The sequence below is a fragment of the Bacillus sp. S/N-304-OC-R1 genome (genome assembly GCF_019749375.1).
Taxonomy (GTDB): Bacteria; Bacillota; Bacilli; order Bacillales; family Cytobacillaceae; genus Cytobacillus.
Window position 1 is genome coordinate 1 of sequence record NZ_JACWFE010000020.1, and the last position, 15,163, is coordinate 15,163.

12 protein-coding genes, 1 pseudogene and 2 riboswitches are annotated in these 15,163 nt (G+C 39.5%); of the genes and pseudogenes, 9 read left to right on the top strand and 4 right to left on the bottom strand.

Going from position 1 to position 15,163, the window contains the following annotated elements; all coding sequences use genetic code 11:
• Window positions 1–56: 56 nt before the first annotated feature.
• Window positions 57–1,247: a coenzyme F420-0:L-glutamate ligase gene (locus tag H0173_RS15710; protein WP_221847455.1), complete on the bottom strand. Its 1,191-nt coding sequence runs from the start codon at window positions 1,245–1,247 to the stop codon at window positions 57–59.
• Window positions 1,248–1,368: 121 nt separating this feature from the next.
• On the opposite strand from H0173_RS15710, the gene H0173_RS15715 reads away from it, so the two are divergent.
• The 4 genes and pseudogenes from H0173_RS15715 to H0173_RS15730 all read left to right on the top strand — a co-directional run bounded on the left by H0173_RS15715 (window position 1,369) and on the right by H0173_RS15730 (window position 4,617).
• Window positions 1,369–2,259, top strand: a complete 891-nt coding sequence (locus H0173_RS15715; protein WP_221847456.1) for a LysR family transcriptional regulator — start codon at window positions 1,369–1,371, stop codon at window positions 2,257–2,259.
• Between the two features lie 14 nt (window positions 2,260–2,273).
• Window positions 2,274–2,375, top strand: a pseudogene (locus H0173_RS15720) (YiaA/YiaB family inner membrane protein); the annotation flags it as partial.
• Window positions 2,376–2,457: 82 nt separating this feature from the next.
• Window positions 2,458–2,537: riboswitch (ZMP/ZTP riboswitch) on the top strand.
• A 166-nt stretch (window positions 2,538–2,703) separates the two neighbouring features.
• Window positions 2,704–2,783: riboswitch (glycine riboswitch) on the top strand.
• Between the two features lie 120 nt (window positions 2,784–2,903).
• On the top strand, window positions 2,904–4,103 hold the full coding sequence (locus tag H0173_RS15725) for a phosphoglycerate dehydrogenase (protein WP_221847457.1): 1,200 nt from the start codon (window positions 2,904–2,906) through the stop codon (window positions 4,101–4,103).
• Window positions 4,104–4,278: 175 nt separating this feature from the next.
• Complete coding sequence (locus tag H0173_RS15730; RefSeq protein ID WP_221847458.1) at window positions 4,279–4,617, top strand: zinc ribbon domain-containing protein YjdM; 339 nt, start codon at window positions 4,279–4,281, stop codon at window positions 4,615–4,617.
• Between the two features lie 113 nt (window positions 4,618–4,730).
• Here the strand turns inward: H0173_RS15730 and H0173_RS15735 are convergent, their stop codons facing one another.
• The gene (locus H0173_RS15735; protein ID WP_221847459.1) at window positions 4,731–5,786 is read right to left on the bottom strand and encodes a sulfite oxidase; all 1,056 of its coding nucleotides are present in this window, start codon (window positions 5,784–5,786) and stop codon (window positions 4,731–4,733) included.
• 156 nt (window positions 5,787–5,942) lie between these two features.
• Between H0173_RS15735 and H0173_RS15740 the strand changes: the two genes are divergently transcribed.
• Complete coding sequence (locus tag H0173_RS15740) at window positions 5,943–7,121, top strand: hypothetical protein (RefSeq protein ID WP_221847460.1); 1,179 nt, start codon at window positions 5,943–5,945, stop codon at window positions 7,119–7,121.
• 35 nt (window positions 7,122–7,156) lie between these two features.
• Here the strand turns inward: H0173_RS15740 and gltS are convergent, their stop codons facing one another.
• Window positions 7,157–8,359 carry a sodium/glutamate symporter gene (gltS, locus tag H0173_RS15745; protein ID WP_221847461.1) on the bottom strand — a complete coding sequence of 401 codons (1,203 nt, stop codon included), beginning with the start codon at window positions 8,357–8,359 and terminating at the stop codon, window positions 7,157–7,159.
• 21 nt (window positions 8,360–8,380) lie between these two features.
• Complete coding sequence (hutG, locus tag H0173_RS15750) at window positions 8,381–9,331, bottom strand: formimidoylglutamase (protein ID WP_221847462.1); 951 nt, start codon at window positions 9,329–9,331, stop codon at window positions 8,381–8,383.
• 134 nt (window positions 9,332–9,465) lie between these two features.
• On the opposite strand from hutG, the gene H0173_RS15755 reads away from it, so the two are divergent.
• The 4 genes from H0173_RS15755 (at window position 9,466) to H0173_RS15770 (ending at window position 15,096) form a co-directional block, all read left to right on the top strand.
• Complete coding sequence (locus tag H0173_RS15755; RefSeq protein WP_221847463.1) at window positions 9,466–10,347, top strand: LysR family transcriptional regulator; 882 nt, start codon at window positions 9,466–9,468, stop codon at window positions 10,345–10,347.
• The gene (locus H0173_RS15760; RefSeq protein WP_221847464.1) at window positions 10,344–10,502 is read left to right on the top strand and encodes a hypothetical protein; all 159 of its coding nucleotides are present in this window, start codon (window positions 10,344–10,346) and stop codon (window positions 10,500–10,502) included. The genes H0173_RS15755 and H0173_RS15760 overlap by 4 nt, the downstream gene beginning before the upstream one ends.
• Before the next feature lie 335 nt (window positions 10,503–10,837).
• Complete coding sequence (locus H0173_RS15765) at window positions 10,838–11,683, top strand: VOC family protein (RefSeq protein WP_221847465.1); 846 nt, start codon at window positions 10,838–10,840, stop codon at window positions 11,681–11,683.
• A gap of 239 nt (window positions 11,684–11,922) precedes the next feature.
• Window positions 11,923–15,096 carry a DEAD/DEAH box helicase gene (locus H0173_RS15770; protein ID WP_221847466.1) on the top strand — a complete coding sequence of 1,058 codons (3,174 nt, stop codon included), beginning with the start codon at window positions 11,923–11,925 and terminating at the stop codon, window positions 15,094–15,096.
• Window positions 15,097–15,163: the final 67 nt, after the last annotated feature.

A 15,163-nucleotide genomic window follows, 5' to 3' on the forward strand; every position in this document is an offset into this window, starting at 1 on the left:
TTAAAAATGTCCTTTACAAAGGGTACACTTTAGTTTAGGACAGCCCCTTTTTTATATTATTTCGTATAGTTATCAAAATAACCTTGGATAAAGATAATCGGTGTTCCTTTATCGCCGCTTCCTGAAGTCAGGTCAGATAGAGAGCCGATAAGATCAGTAAGTTTTCGTGGAGTTGTTCCTTGAGCTTCCATCGCTCCTACTAAATCTTCACCTTTGTTGTTAATGTATTCTGAAATCGCTTGTTTAAGCTCTTCGCCTTTTAAGTCTGCAAAGTTATTATCAGCAAGATATTTTAACTTTACTTCATTAGGAGTTCCTTCAAGACCAGAAGTGTAAGCTGGTGATACAACCGGATCAGCCAGCTCCCAAATTTTACCGACAGGATCTTTGAATGCGCCATCTCCGTAAACCATAACTTCAACAGTCTTGCCAGTTTTTTCTTTCAGCTCTGCTTGAATTTTATCAACGATTGGCTGGCAGTTACGTGGGAAAAGCTTCACGCTATCTTCTGTCGCCTTATTGGATCCAAGTAAACCGTAATCTTCGTTACAGCCGCTGCCATCAATTGACTCTGCTAAAATATTATCAAGGCTATAGATTTTTTCCCCGCCGTTAGCTTTTAAGATTCTTTTTGTTCTAAATCTTGTATGAATATCACAAGTTAACACATTCTTCGTGTATTCTAAAATAGTTTTAGGATTGTTAGAGAAGATAACTTCACATTCAACCCCGTACTCTTCAATTAATGATTTATAGTAATCGATGTAGTCTACACCTGTAAATGTATGTTTATTGTAGCCAAAAAGGTCACGGAATTGTTTTTCTGTTAATACATCTGTCCATGGATTAACGCCCTTTTCGTCTAATAAATCAATATCAACTAAGTGGTTGCCCACTTCATCTGATGGATAGCTAAGCATTAATACAATTTTCTTTGCCCCTTTTGCAATACCGCGAAGACAGATGGCAAAGCGATTACGGCTTAAGATTGGGAAAATAACGCCAACCGTTTCGTCACCGAATTTTGAATGTACATCTTGAGCAATATGGTCAATCGTCGCGTAGTTTCCTTGCGCACGGGCCACGATGGATTCTGTTACAGTTACGATATCTCTATCTTGAATGCTAAAGCCTTCCACCTCAGCAGCTTTTAACACACTATCTACAACAATGCTTTCAATATTGTCCCCTTGATTGATGATTGGGCCACGAAGACCTCTAACAACAGTTCCAACTACTCTTTCCAAAATAATCGCTCCTTATAACTACTATTAAGCTTAATTTCCATAACATTCTCTTGTACTATACACCTCTTTAATGATATAAGTAAAATTAATATATCTAATGGTGGATATAAGGAGTGGTTATATGGTGAGTAAATTGGATTTATATAAAGTATTTTATTCTGTCGGAAAGTGTAAAAGCTTTTCTAAGGCGGCGCAAGACCTATATATGACACAGCCTGCTGTCAGTCAATCAATTATGCAATTGGAGAAAGAATTGGACACACGTCTTTTCAATCGAACACCGAAAGGCGTCCATTTTACAGATGAGGGCAGTCTGCTATATGAATATATTTATTCCGCTATCAATTTAATAGATGTTGGGGAAGAGAAGATTCAGGAATTTAAAAATTTAACAACAGGCGAATTAAAAATTGGCGTTGGCGATACGATTTCCCGCTACTTTTTATTGCCCTACTTGGAAATTTTCCATAATAATTACCCAAATATAAAATTTAAAATCGTTAATGGGACGACATTTGAAATCTGTTCCTTGTTAAAGTCAGGAGAGGTGGATGTAGCGGTTTGTAATTTTCCGATTCATGATACAGCGTTAGAGCTGAGGCCATGTCTGGAAGTCCATGACATCTTTGTGTGCGGGGAAAAATATAAACATCTATTATCCGGCCCTATTAGCTTTCAGGAATTAGTCAAGCAGCCGCTGATATTGCTCGACAACTCCAATTCCAGAAATTATGTCGAGGACTATCTGCTATCAAAAGGGATACCTATTTCCCCAGAATTCGAACTTGGTTCACATGAGCTGCTTTTGGAATTCGCAAAGATTAACTTAGGAATTGCCTGTGTGACAAGGGAATTTTCACAGGATTATTTAAATAAAGGATTATTGTACGAAGTAGGGTTAACAGAGGAAATTCCCAAACGGGATATTGGAGTCTGTTTCTTAAAAAGCGTGCCATTGTCACCAGCTTCAACTAAGTTTGTTGAGATTTTGGAGAAGAAGCAGATAAAGTGAATCCTCCAAAAATTGAAAATGGTTTTTATGGTATGCCATTTGTTCTTCGTTTATTTGCAGCCATAACTGTTCAGAAGAATATTAGAGATACAAAGAAGGCAAGAGAAAGAGATTGAGATTTTTCGTTTTTATTACCTAAGCAGCGTATTAAAGAGTTGAAGACTCTAGTGCAATCTGATATGATGATATCAATTTTAAAAGGCTATGTGTAACTGGCGAAAACGGAGAACCGTGGGGGAGCACATAGTATCGATTAGCCGTTCGCCTGGGCAGAGGTAAGGGAAAATAGACCCTTACCTCTTTGTGCATATAAAGGGGATGGTTTAAAAATTTTAGGGTTGATTACGTGTTAAATTTCTATTATTGTATTATTAAGATTTTTCGTGAAAACATCAAAAATTGAATAAGAAGAAAGCTATGATTGTTATGGATCACACTATAACAGGAGCAGCTTCTGGAGAGACTGCAAATGACTGCAGCGCCGAAGGGTTCAAAATCTCAGGCAAAAGGACAGAAGAATAACAAATCATTTATTTATTTGTTATTTTTTAACGTCTAATGAGATTGGAGAATACCAGTCTCTTTTTTTATTTTGTTAATAGCTTACTATAATTGAAAAAAACATGAAAAGAGGAGAAATGAAGATGAGCACAACAATGTTAAACAAAGTAAAAACGATTAAGACGTTAAATAATATTGCCCAAAGCGGACTAAATGAATTTAAGAATGATCAATATACAATCGACAATGACAGCACGAATCCAGATGCCATTGTCGTACGCAGTTTTAACATGCATTCATTTGAACTTGGTCAGCACTTAAAAGCCATTGCTAGAGCAGGGGCTGGTGTTAACAATATTCCTGTTGAAGCGTGCACGGAAAAGGGAATTGTTGTTTTCAATACACCAGGTGCTAATGCCAATGCTGTAAAAGAAATGGTCCTTACATCTTTAATGGCCTCTTCACGTAATCTATTTGCCGGCATCAGCTGGGTAAGAACATTAGCAGATCAAGGTGACCAAATACCGAAGCTCGTCGAGGATGGAAAGAAACAATTTGTCGGTAAAGAAATTAAAGGGAAAACACTTGGTGTCATTGGATTGGGAGCAATAGGGGCTCTTGTTGCAAATGATGCAATTGAATTAGACATGGATGTTATTGGGTTTGACCCATTTATTTCTGTAGACCTAGCTTGGAAGCTATCTCGTAAAGTGCAGCGTGCAATGACGATTGAAGAGCTGTTTGCAAACTCTGATTATATTACCGTTCATGTTCCGTCAACGGGAGATACTAGAGGCATGTTTAACGAAGCCACTTTCAGCCTAATGAAGGATGGCGTACACATCATGAACTTCTCTCGCGGTGATTTAGTCAATGAAAAGGATATGGCAGCAGCATTAGAAAGCGGAAAAGTTGGCAAATACGTGACTGACTTCCCGAACGAAAATGTATTAAAAATGAAAAATGCTGTCCCAGTTCCTCATCTAGGTGCTTCTACAGGTGAATCAGAGGAAAATTGCGCGATCATGGCGGCTCGCCAGCTAAAGGAATATTTAGAAACCGGAAATGTGAAAAACTCCGTGAATTTCCCGAATGCGGCACTTCCTTATACCGGAAAACAGCGTGTCACGGCTTTTCATAAAAACATACCAAACATGGTTGGAAAAATTACATCTGCCATTTCAAATTACCATCTTAACATTGCAGACATGGTAAATAGAAGCCGTGGTGAGTATGCTTATACAATTATCGATCTTGATACACAGGTCGATCAGGAAATTATTACGAGCTTAGAAGAGATTATTAGCCAAATTGAGGGAATCGTAACGGTTCGAATGATTTAATAGAATGCTAGACTAGTCCTATAAGTAAGGGACTAGTCTTTTCATTTCCTCGCTTTTCATGTTTAGTGGCAATTCACCCTATTATCCAATATACTTGAAGGCGATGGATTGAGGCCTTCATGGGCGCTGATCCTGGAATAATGGGAAATAGGATTTAGATTGGGGGATATGAATAATGTCAAAATTGCCAAATTGTCCAAAATGTAATTCGGAATATACATATGAAGATGGTAGTTTATTGATTTGTCCGGAATGTGCATATGAATGGAACCAGGAAACAGAAACTCAAGGTGAAGATGTAAAGGTTTATAAAGATGCAAACGGCAATACTTTAAACGATGGTGATACTGTTACGGTTATTAAGGACCTTAAGGTGAAAGGAAGCTCCTCCGTCATCAAGATCGGAACAAAAGTAAGAAACATCCGCCTAGTGGATGGGGATCATGATATTGATTGTAAAATTGATGGCTTTGGAGCAATGAAGTTAAAATCAGAATTTGTTAAAAAGGTATAAAATCTGCAGAAAAAGCGCCAACTTGGCAGCTTTCTCTATTATAGTCAATATAAGGAAAATAAGCGGGAGGAGCCGAATATCTTAATTCAGCTCCTCCTGCTTTATTCATATCTCTATTCGACCTTCACTTTAATTTGATCAACTGCGTTATACCCATAGCCCTTTCGGTTCCAAAAAGCCTTTGCCGGCTGAGTTCGAGCTAATGAATCTGTTGCTCTTGACATGATTGCGTATTCCCCTGGCTCTGAAACGGACCATTGATAAGACCACGACACCAAGCCATATTTATTTCTATCCTGACTTAACACAGCATTTGTCCATGTTTGGCCATAATCTGTACTAACTTCGACCTTTGTTATATAGCCTTCTCCTGTCCATGCAATGCCTTTAATTAAATGTTTCCCGGTATCTAAAAATTCCATATGTAATGGCAGCTGTATAGTGGAATTGATATTTAGTGTTGTGACTGGGAATGCATCGTTGTCATTTTCTTTATAGGGATAATAAACATAGTCTGTTGATTGAAAGGGCCCTTCAAAATGTGTTTGAATAACGGTTATTTGTTTTACCCATTTTACAGATGCCATGGCGTACCATTGAGGAACAATTAAACGAAATGGGTATCCATGTTTAAACGGGAGAGGCTGATGATTATATTCATAAGCAATTAATGTGTCCGGGTGCAGTGCTTTTTCAAGAGGCAGACTTCGAGCGAAAGTATGAACTTGATCAGAATCTGTTCTTTTTCCATAATCATAGCCTTCTGCAACAACCTCCGCAGCTCCTTCTTTAAGACCAGCTTGCTCAAGCAAGGTTCTAAGAGAGACTCCCTTCCAATTGCCTTGGTTTATTGCCCCCTTTTCCCATTGCTCCCCAAATACTTTAGGTTCAAATAAGCTGCGTTTGTTTCCTGAGCATTCAAGAGTCACTTTTATTGTCTTTGACGGAAGGCGCAGGATGTCTTGCATTGAGACCAGCAAGGGTGTTTTAACATGTCCATTAATAGGGAGCCAATGATTTAACATAGCAGGATAAGAAAAATGGTTTCTTCTATAAAATAGATTTGTTGGAACTAAGGCAGTTTGAATAAAGCGAAACGGTGTTTCCTGATTTTCAGGCACTAAACTATGCGTCTTTAAGTAAGGCTTTATAGAAGGGTGTTTAAACATTTTTTCCTCCTTACTAAAAGGTGATTAGTAATTATTATGTTAATAATTGATATTTTAGGTGTTTAGAATAAGTGAATTTAACTTTAATTTGTATTTATGTAACATTATGCCTATAATATATTAAATTTAATATTTTGAATATTCAAAGGAGGGTGTATGAAAAAGAACTCTATCATTTTCGTAGGGGCTATTGTCATTATTATTCTTGCTGTTATCTTGATTAATAACAACAATAATTCGATACAGGTAGGTGGAATTAGTGATGAATCTCAGGAGCCTGAAGTTGAGGAAAAAGAAACCGAGATGACTGATCAAGACAAGGATGAATCATTCAAGGTAATATCTAACACGGATCGCCTAAACCGTATGCCGCAATATGAAGAAGAGGGTAAGGTTTGTAAGGAAATAGCAGAAAGTTTGGAACGAGGTGACTGCTTCCAAAAGCTCCACGATAATTATTTATTACTTAGCGGACGGACAGCAAAGAATAATTTTTACTTCCCTTATGTAAGAGGCGGTGTATGGAATCATATTTTGCATGTTCCTATAGATGAAAATGATCAATTAGGCGAGATGCAAAAGGAGGATTATTTTGATCAGTACGAAGATAAGCTGTCGACAACTGGTAATAAATATCAAAGAGGTTTGGATCGAATCCGTGATTTCTGGTATGTCTTTTCAGCGTTGATTCCAAGGGAAAACAGAGAAGAGCTAAAGCAATTGTACTGGACGGACAGCGGGGAGGCATATGTCTTTGCTCTTGGCAGGCTGGAGTACAATGTGGATGAATACTATATGGTCATTCCCCAAAATTTCATGAGATATGAAGGTGTGGAAAAGTTTACAATGCTCCATGAGTATGCTCACATGCTGACAATGAATCTTAACGAGGTAGATGATATGGAAGAGCTTCCTGACGGTGCAACTGAAAATGAGGTTTGGGAAAAAGGGACGGGGCATTGCTCGACCTACAACACTCGAAACCGATGTGTAAAGGAAGACAGCTATCTTTATAAATTTTACGAGCAATTTTGGAAAGATTATGAAGACGAGTGGATGAAAATCGATTGGAATAGTGAAACGGCATATAAAGATTTTTTTCATAAATATGAAGAGCGATTTTTTAACAGCTATCAAGGAACGAGCCCTGTAGAAGATATTGCTGACTCCCTGGCATTCTTTTTCATTACGAATAGTGCCGATGTAGAAAAAAGCCCGGAAATGAAATATAAAAAGCTGCAATTTTTCTATCAATTTGAAGAGTTTGTTGAGCTTCGAACGGCAATTTTAGAAAACTTATATGATTTATCTGTGAAGGATCGGGAGTTTTATTAAAAAACGCCCCGTGAATATTCCGGGGCGTATCCATATTATTTTAATAAATTTATGCTCGTAATAATGATAGGCATGGCGAAAACGTCAATGAGGAAAGCGCCTACAATAGGTACAATAAGAAAAGCTTTTCTCGATGGACCGAACTGGGCTGTAATCGCTGACATATTAGCCATTGCATTAGGAGTTGCGCCAAGTCCGTGACCTGTGAATCCTCCGACCATTACAGCAGCATCATAGTCTTTGCCCAATAATTTAAATAGAACAAATACACTGAACAGAACAATGAAGATAACTTGAACAAATACGATAATGAGCATCGGCAGGGCTAAACCAGCTACTTCCCATAGTTTAATGCTCATGAGAGCCATAGAGAGGAAAATGCCTAACGTCACATCTCCAATTAAATTGATGCTTTTCATATCGATTGCATCTTTTTTGAAGGTATCAAGAATATTTCTTACGATAACCGCTAAGAACATGGCTCCAACATAGGCAGGAAGGACAAATCCTGTTGCTTTTGAAAAAAGATCGCCTAAGTAAGAACCTGCAGCCATACATAGAGTAATAATGAGAATTTGTGTCATGAACTTTTGAGAGTCCAAGCCTGTATCTGCTGCACCTGATTCCTTGGCAGCAGAGATCTCGTCCATTGCATCTAATTCTGTAGGCTTTAACTTGTATTTAGTTACTAAATACTTTACCGTTGGTCCTCCTACTAATCCTCCAGCAACTAAACCAAATGTAGCAGCAGCAAGTCCAACTGATAGGGCTGAATTTATGCCAAGCTCTTCTAAAGTACCGCCGAACGCAGTAGCAGCACCATGTCCGCCTTCCATCGAAACAGCTCCCACCATAATGCCAAGCAGCGGCTTTATTCCGAGTACTTTCGCAAGGGAAATACCGATCAAGTTTTGTGCTAAGGCTAGGAAACCGCAGGCGATCCAGTAGATTACAAGAAGTTTACCCCCAAGCTTGACTAGTTTAAAGCTCGCTCCTAAACCAACTGTTGTGAAAAAGGTTAGCATAAACAAGCTTTGTAAAGAGGTGTCTAAAGTAATATTTATAATACCTGTTTGCTTTAATATCGTAACAAGAATAGCAAATATTAATCCACCTACAACAGGTGCCGGAATGCAAAACCGTTTTAGAAATGGGAGTTTATTAAGCAGCAGTCCGCCAGTCATTAATAAGGCCACGGCAAGAAAGACAGTTGTAATTTGATTCAGTTCTAAGTTCATATGTTACCCCCTAAGATGTCATTATTTATGAAAATTCATGATGGCTTCGTTTACTAGTTGTGCAGCTAAGGCAACAGTTCGATTGTTTTCATCCACTGCTGGATTAACTTCAGAAATATCAAATGAAAGGGCTTTCTCATTTGAGACAATATGACGGATAAGAGAACGGACTAATTTTGGATCTAGGCCAAATGGTGAAGGTGCACTAACTCCCGGAGCAAAGGCAGAATTAATGACATCCGTACATAAAGTAAGAATGATATAATCATGTGCACTAATAAAACCCTCGATTTTCTGTTGAACAGGATCCATATTAGTAAGACACATATCCTCTTCTAAAACATATTCAACGTTATAGTTGCCGGCAGTTTCGAAAAGGGACCGTGTATTCCCATATTTTTGAATCCCTAAGCAAAGGTATCCGCTATTTGAGTCGCTGTCTAAAATTTGTTTAAACATCGTACCTGATGAGGTTTGTTCATCATAAGGCCTCATATCGAAATGAGCGTCTATATTTATGATGCCAAGCTTTGCTTCTTGTCCAATAAATTGTCTGGCTCCAAGGTAATGGCCGTAAAAGGTCTCATGTCCACCACCTAAAATGATGGGGCTTACATTTTTGTTTAACAAGTCTGTAATAGAATGCCCTAACTCAGCTTGAGCTTCTTCCATTTCATCCTCGATACAAGAAATGTCTCCTGCATCAAGTACATCCGTATCTTCAGGTAAATGCCAAGGCAGCTTCCCAAGCGCTTCTCTAATTTTTTCCGGGGCTTCTGCTGCTCCTAACCGCCCTTTATTTCGCTTCACCCCTGCCTCACACTTAAAGCCAATGATCCCGAATGTTCCTTTTTTGGCTGATTGAGATAAGGCTCCTGATGTATTTACTTTTTGGTGATAGCGAAAACTTAAAAAGTCAGTTTGACTGTCAGTTCGTCCAAACCAGTGCTTTTTTGAAGGTTCTGTATACATAGATTCTCCTCCCTTTTTAAAAAATTCTGAGTAGTACGTGTAAAACTATTATAATGGTGCTAATATATAAAAAACCAATACAGAAATATTATAAAATTATAGTTTTAGACTATAAATTCAAATTGGAGGTCTCCATGGATATTCGTCATCTCCGTTATTTTGTTACCGTCGTTCAGGAAAAAAACTACTCAAAAGCGGCTAACATCCTTCATATTTCACAGCCATCCTTAAGTAATGCCATTAGAAAATTGGAAGATACTGTTGGATTTCAGCTTTTGGAAAGAAATACACGCCGGCTGGCTCTAACAGACTCCGGTAGAATTTTCTATGAGAGATCTTTACAGCTGATTAGAAACTTTGACAATATGCTTAAGGATCTCGATGAAATTAAGCAGCTGGGAACAGGGAAAATTTCGATTGGGATGATTGAATCAACTAAATTTTGGCTGCCAATTGTCGTGAATGAGTTTAAGAAAAGCTTTTCTAATATCCAGTTTGAGTTAATTGAAATACTTGGACAAGACAGAGTGTTTCAGGCGCTTCTTCAATATGATGTCCATTTCACGATAACCAACCAGCCCATCGACAAAGACGAAGTTCACATTGTGCCCATTTATGATGAAAGGCTAATCCTGCTTACCCATCAGGACGATAGCCTGAACCAAAAAGAAACCATTACTCTTCATGATTTAAAAGAGAGGGATTTAATTATTAGTAAGACTGGATTTCGAACGAGAGAGGATATTCTACGGGCATTTGAAGCAGAAAACATCGTTCCGCAAATTATGTATGAAATAGAGAGATTCGAAACAGCCTGCAGCTTTGTAGAACAAGGGCTTGGTGTGACAATCCTGCCGGAAAGCTACACAAAATACACACCGAACACGAAGCTTACCAGGCATACCATCGAATCCAAGCATTTAAAAAGGACTGTCTACCTCGCATATCTTAAGAATCGCTATCTCTCTCCAGCCGTTTGTGAACTGATTGAGGAAATACGAGGGTTTTTTAAGTGAAAAGGGTAGGCTACATTGCCCGCTCAGAGAGAAAAAGGCAGTTGGTGGTAAAAGAGAGCGAGTTTCATTGCCCGCTCAGAGAGAAAAAGACAGTTGGTGGTAAAAGAGAGCTAGCTACATTGCCCGCTCAGAGAGAAAAAGGCAGTTGGTGGTAAAAGAGAGCTAGCTACATTGCCCGCTCAGAGAGAAAAAGACAGCTGCCGGTAAAAGAGAGGAAGGTCTTCTCGTCTGTTCAGTAAAAAGACTCATATAAATTACTCCTCTCCAAGCTTCTAACTGACTCTAAGTTTTTCAAGAATTCTCTAATTGTCCCTTTAATATTTTGTATTATTTATGAGCATAATCTGTAGTGATTATTTATTTATACTCCCCTTTACTTTTTTATTACTTTAAATTAAAATATCTCTAATTCGAGATGTTTTTCGCGATGCGCTAACTACTTTATTTTAGGCATATTAATAATATATATATTTTTAAAAGGAGCAAAAAAATGAGTAAATTCCATAAGGAACCAAATGTTTATGTCGGTGAAGTTCAAATAAAAGTTAGGGATTTAACAGCCTCCATTGATTTTTATCAGAATTTAATGGGGTTCAAAGTGTTGGAGCAAACAAGCAGCAAAGCGGTTCTAACAGCTGACGGAAAAACGCCGTTAGTTACGCTGGAACAGCCTGCTGATGTTATACCGAAGACGGGAAGGACAGCTGGTTTATATCATTTTGCGATTTTGCTGCCTAGCAGAGCAGATTTATCGGCCTTTTTAAAGCATTTGCTTCATACAGGCTACCGGTTTGGAGCTGCTGATCATTATGTAAGTGAAGCTTTATATCTGGATGATCCGGATGGCAACGGAATAGAAGTGTATCGTGACCGCCCTTCTGATGAATGGACTTGGCGAAACGGATTAGTTGATATGGCCACGGAGCAGCTTGATGGAGAAGGAATTCTAGCGGAGAGCCATGAGGAGTGGAATGGTCTTCCAGCCGGAACATTAATGGGACATATTCACCTTCATGTAAGTGACCTGAAGCAGGCGGAGAAATTTTACACGAAAGGGCTTGGCTTTGAAACTGTGAGCTATTACCCTCAAGCTGCTTTTCTTTCAACAGGAGGCTATCACCACCATATTGCCATCAATACTTGGCAAGGGGCGGGGGCTCCGACACCGCCTGAAAATAGTGTTGGCTTGAAATGGTACACACTCGTGTATCCAAATGAAGCGGCAAGGGAAAAAGCGATTGGGCAGTTGAAGGATTTTGGAGCAACAGTACATGAAGAAGCCGGTCATTACGTAACAAGTGATCCAGCGGGAAATCAAATTCGTTTAGTGTTATAAAAAAATAGTGTTTGAGCTGACCTGGAAGTGATCAAACATAATCCCTTTAGGCCAGCTTGCTCTTTTTGCCATAATAAGCGTGCTTGTGGCGACGCTTTATTTAATAGCGATAAGATCTAGAAAAAAGGCGGCCATGTAAATATTTGATAATAGGCGAGGGAGTGAACCTCGTCTATTTTTTTGGCATTTGGTGTATTGGCAAGGTATGATAAAAGTATCCTCAGAAAGGAGCAGTGCATATGGAATTACAAATTAATCAAAAGATGATAAAAGATATGTGTGGTGCTGTCTCCTTTAAAAGAGGGGACTCTTTTTATCGTGCAGGAAAAGTAAATATAGATAAATTTAACGATACACAATGTGAAGCAACTGTAACAGGAACAGAAAATTTTCACGTTGTGGTTGAGATAAATCAAGATGGCAGCATCCAGACTGATTGCAGCTGCCCAAAGCTTGCTTCCGTAAAGCATGATTGTCAGCATATAGCAGCTGTTTTACTTGCAATGAAAGAACATCAGAAGCCAAAGGAGAATAATGAGATTTCTGCTGATTTGCTGCACCTTTTCAATGACCAGCCTGTTCGATCGATTGGTGGGCAGCTTCATTTTGAAAATAGACAGGTTTTGAATGCTGAGTTTATTTGCAGACCGGTACGTGTGAATACGGGATTCTGGATGATGGGGATCGAAATCAGGCTTGGTCCTGTTTTTGTACAGGATATTCGTGAATTTTTAGGAAAAGCAGGGGCGGGGAAAAGCTGCAGGCTTTCGGCCCTCTTTATCTATGACCCCGTTATCCATTGTTTCCAAAAGGAAGCAGATGATGTGCTTCAGGAGCTTATTCAAATAAGGCTGGATGAAAAAAACTCTGTCCGGACGCCCTCGAGTGAACCGGATGATGGCCCGATGATATTGATTCCAGCTTCGTTTTGGGGTCGGCTACTTCTCCTTCTGGTAAAAGCGCCTTTCGTTAAGTTTTTAGACGTAGACAATACGTTTAACGGAATTCACTTATCAAATGAGACCCTGCCCCTTCAATTTCAATTTGAGGAACGTGCAGGAAAAGGATATGTACTACGGATAAACGGAATGGACCGATTAATCATTTTGGATGCATATAGAGCTGTTATTTTTAACGGACAAATCTTTCAGTTGAACGAGGAAGATGGCAGACGTCTAGTTGAATTGAACAAAATGCTTCAATCGTCAGGATCAAATGAGATTTCTATTCCGAATAGTCAAATCGATTTTTTCCTGGAAAAGGTTGTTCCCGGCTTAAGAAAATTAGGAGCTGTGCACATTTCTGAGGCGATCACGAGCCGGCTTGTCCGTGCACCGTTAATAGCAAAACTCTACTTAGATCGGGTGAAAAACCGTCTGCTGGCGGGGCTTGAATTTCATTATGAAAATATCGTGATCAATCCACTAGAGAGCAGAGAGCCTCATATTAATACGATGCTCATAAGGGACATAGAAAAGGAAGAGGCAATCCTGCAGCTCATGGATGATAGCTCCTTTGCCAAAACAGATGGCGGCTACTTCCTTCAAAATGAGGAGCTTGAGTATGAGTTTTTATATTACACCGTTCCAAAGCTGGAGAGGCTTGTACAGATTTATGCTACGACTGCGGTAAGAAATCGGATTTTTCGGGAAAGCGCCCGTCCGCAAATTAGAGTAAAGGTCAAAAAAGTACGAACCAATTGGCTTGAATTTAAATTTGAAATGGATGGCATTCCTGAAAAGCAAATAAGGGATCTATTAAAAGCATTAGAGGAAAAAAGAAGATACTATCGTTTGCGCAACGGGTCAATGCTCTCCTTGGAGACAAGGGAATTTGAAGAAATTCAACGCTTTCTGCGTGCTGTGCCAGCTCAGGATGAAGATTTAGAGGGTGGATTGAATGTTCCAATTGTTCAAGGGTTTCGACTGCTGGATGCATTAGAGGGAAGCGAGGCTCTGACAGTAGAAGAATCATTTAGGGGGCTTTTAGATAAACTTAAGAACCCGGGGAGCTTCGAAGTTCCGGAATCATTAGCGACGGTTCTTCGAGACTATCAGAAATTTGGCTTTCAATGGATGAAGGCCCTTGCAAGCTTTGGTTTTGGCGGTATTCTTGCTGATGATATGGGATTAGGGAAAACGCTGCAGAGCATTGCCTTTATTTTATCCGAGCTCGTGGACATTCGTGCTCGAAAGCAGCCTGTTCTGATTGTATGTCCTTCCTCTCTAACGTATAACTGGCTTAGTGAATTGATGAAGTTCGCACCTGAAATAAAGGCAATGGTGCTGGATGGAAGCAAGGCAGAGCGGGTTCAGCTGCAAAAGGATTATCTCGATATGGATGTTGTCATCACCTCCTATCCCCTTCTTCGGCGGGATATTAAATGGTACGAGAAACAAACCTTTCATACTGTATTTTTTGATGAAGCTCAAGCCTTTAAAAATCCGATTACGCAAACAGCAAGAGCGGTTAAAAAAATTCAGGCAGATCACCGTTTTGCTCTTACAGGGACTCCTGTTGAAAATTCACTTGAGGAGCTCTGGTCTATCTTTCATGTGATTTCCCCAGAATTATTTATGGGGCTACAGGAATATAGCCATTTGTCTAAAAAGACAATCTCTAGAAGAATTCGGCCATTTTTACTTCGCAGGTTAAAGGAGGATGTCCTGTCCGAGCTACCTGAGAAAAGTGAGACAGTGGAATCAGTGGAGCTCCTCCCTGATCAGAAGAAGCTATATGCAGCGTATTTAGCAAAGCTGCGCCACGACACTCTTAAACATTTGAACAAGGACACATTAAGGAAAAATCGCATCCGGATTTTGGCGGGGTTAACACGATTACGCCAGATTTGCTGTCACCCAGCTCTGTTTGTAGATGGCTATAAAGAGGGTTCAGCGAAGTTTATCCAGCTTATGCAGCTAATTGAGGAAGCAAGACTTTCCGGCAGAAGAGTCCTGATTTTCTCTCAATTTACTAAAATGCTCTCGCTCATTGGAAGAGAATTAGCTTACCAGGGGCTGCCTTATTTTTATCTGGACGGGCAAACTCCATCTGAGGAACGTGTTGCACTATGCAATCGGTTCAATGCCGGGGAACGGAATCTCTTTTTAATTTCCCTGAAAGCTGGAGGAACAGGTCTCAATTTGACTGGAGCTGATACCGTGATACTATATGATCTCTGGTGGAACCCGGCTGTTGAGGAGCAGGCAGCTGACCGAGCCCATCGGATGGGACAAACCAAACCAGTACAGGTCATCAAGCTTATTTCCCGCGGGACGATTGAAGAGAAGATGAATGAATTACAGGAGAAAAAACGGCATTTAATAGAGGAAGTAATCGAATCCAAGGACGGAGTCATGTCTGCGTTAACGGATGATGATATTCGCGAAATTTTAGGGATAGGCCAGTCGTGAGGCTTATCCTTTTTTTATTGTAAAAATTTGTATTTTTTAATAGAATGGGTTTATTAATGTAAAGGAG

Excerpts from the sequence above, each read along its gene's own strand:
- H0173_RS15715 (WP_221847456.1), top strand. The coding sequence starts at position 1,369 with ATGGTGAGTAAATTGGATTTATATAAAGTATTTTATTCTGTCGGAAAG.
- H0173_RS15725 (WP_221847457.1), top strand. The coding sequence starts at position 2,904 with ATGAGCACAACAATGTTAAACAAAGTAAAAACGATTAAGACGTTAAAT.
- H0173_RS15730 (WP_221847458.1), top strand. The coding sequence starts at position 4,279 with ATGTCAAAATTGCCAAATTGTCCAAAATGTAATTCGGAATATACATAT.
- H0173_RS15735 (WP_221847459.1), bottom strand. The coding sequence starts at position 5,786 with ATGTTTAAACACCCTTCTATAAAGCCTTACTTAAAGACGCATAGTTTA.
- H0173_RS15740 (WP_221847460.1), top strand. The coding sequence starts at position 5,943 with ATGAAAAAGAACTCTATCATTTTCGTAGGGGCTATTGTCATTATTATT.
- gltS (WP_221847461.1), bottom strand. The coding sequence starts at position 8,359 with ATGAACTTAGAACTGAATCAAATTACAACTGTCTTTCTTGCCGTGGCC.
- hutG (WP_221847462.1), bottom strand. The coding sequence starts at position 9,331 with ATGTATACAGAACCTTCAAAAAAGCACTGGTTTGGACGAACTGACAGT.
- H0173_RS15755 (WP_221847463.1), top strand. The coding sequence starts at position 9,466 with ATGGATATTCGTCATCTCCGTTATTTTGTTACCGTCGTTCAGGAAAAA.
- H0173_RS15765 (WP_221847465.1), top strand. The coding sequence starts at position 10,838 with ATGAGTAAATTCCATAAGGAACCAAATGTTTATGTCGGTGAAGTTCAA.
- H0173_RS15770 (WP_221847466.1), top strand. The coding sequence starts at position 11,923 with ATGGAATTACAAATTAATCAAAAGATGATAAAAGATATGTGTGGTGCT.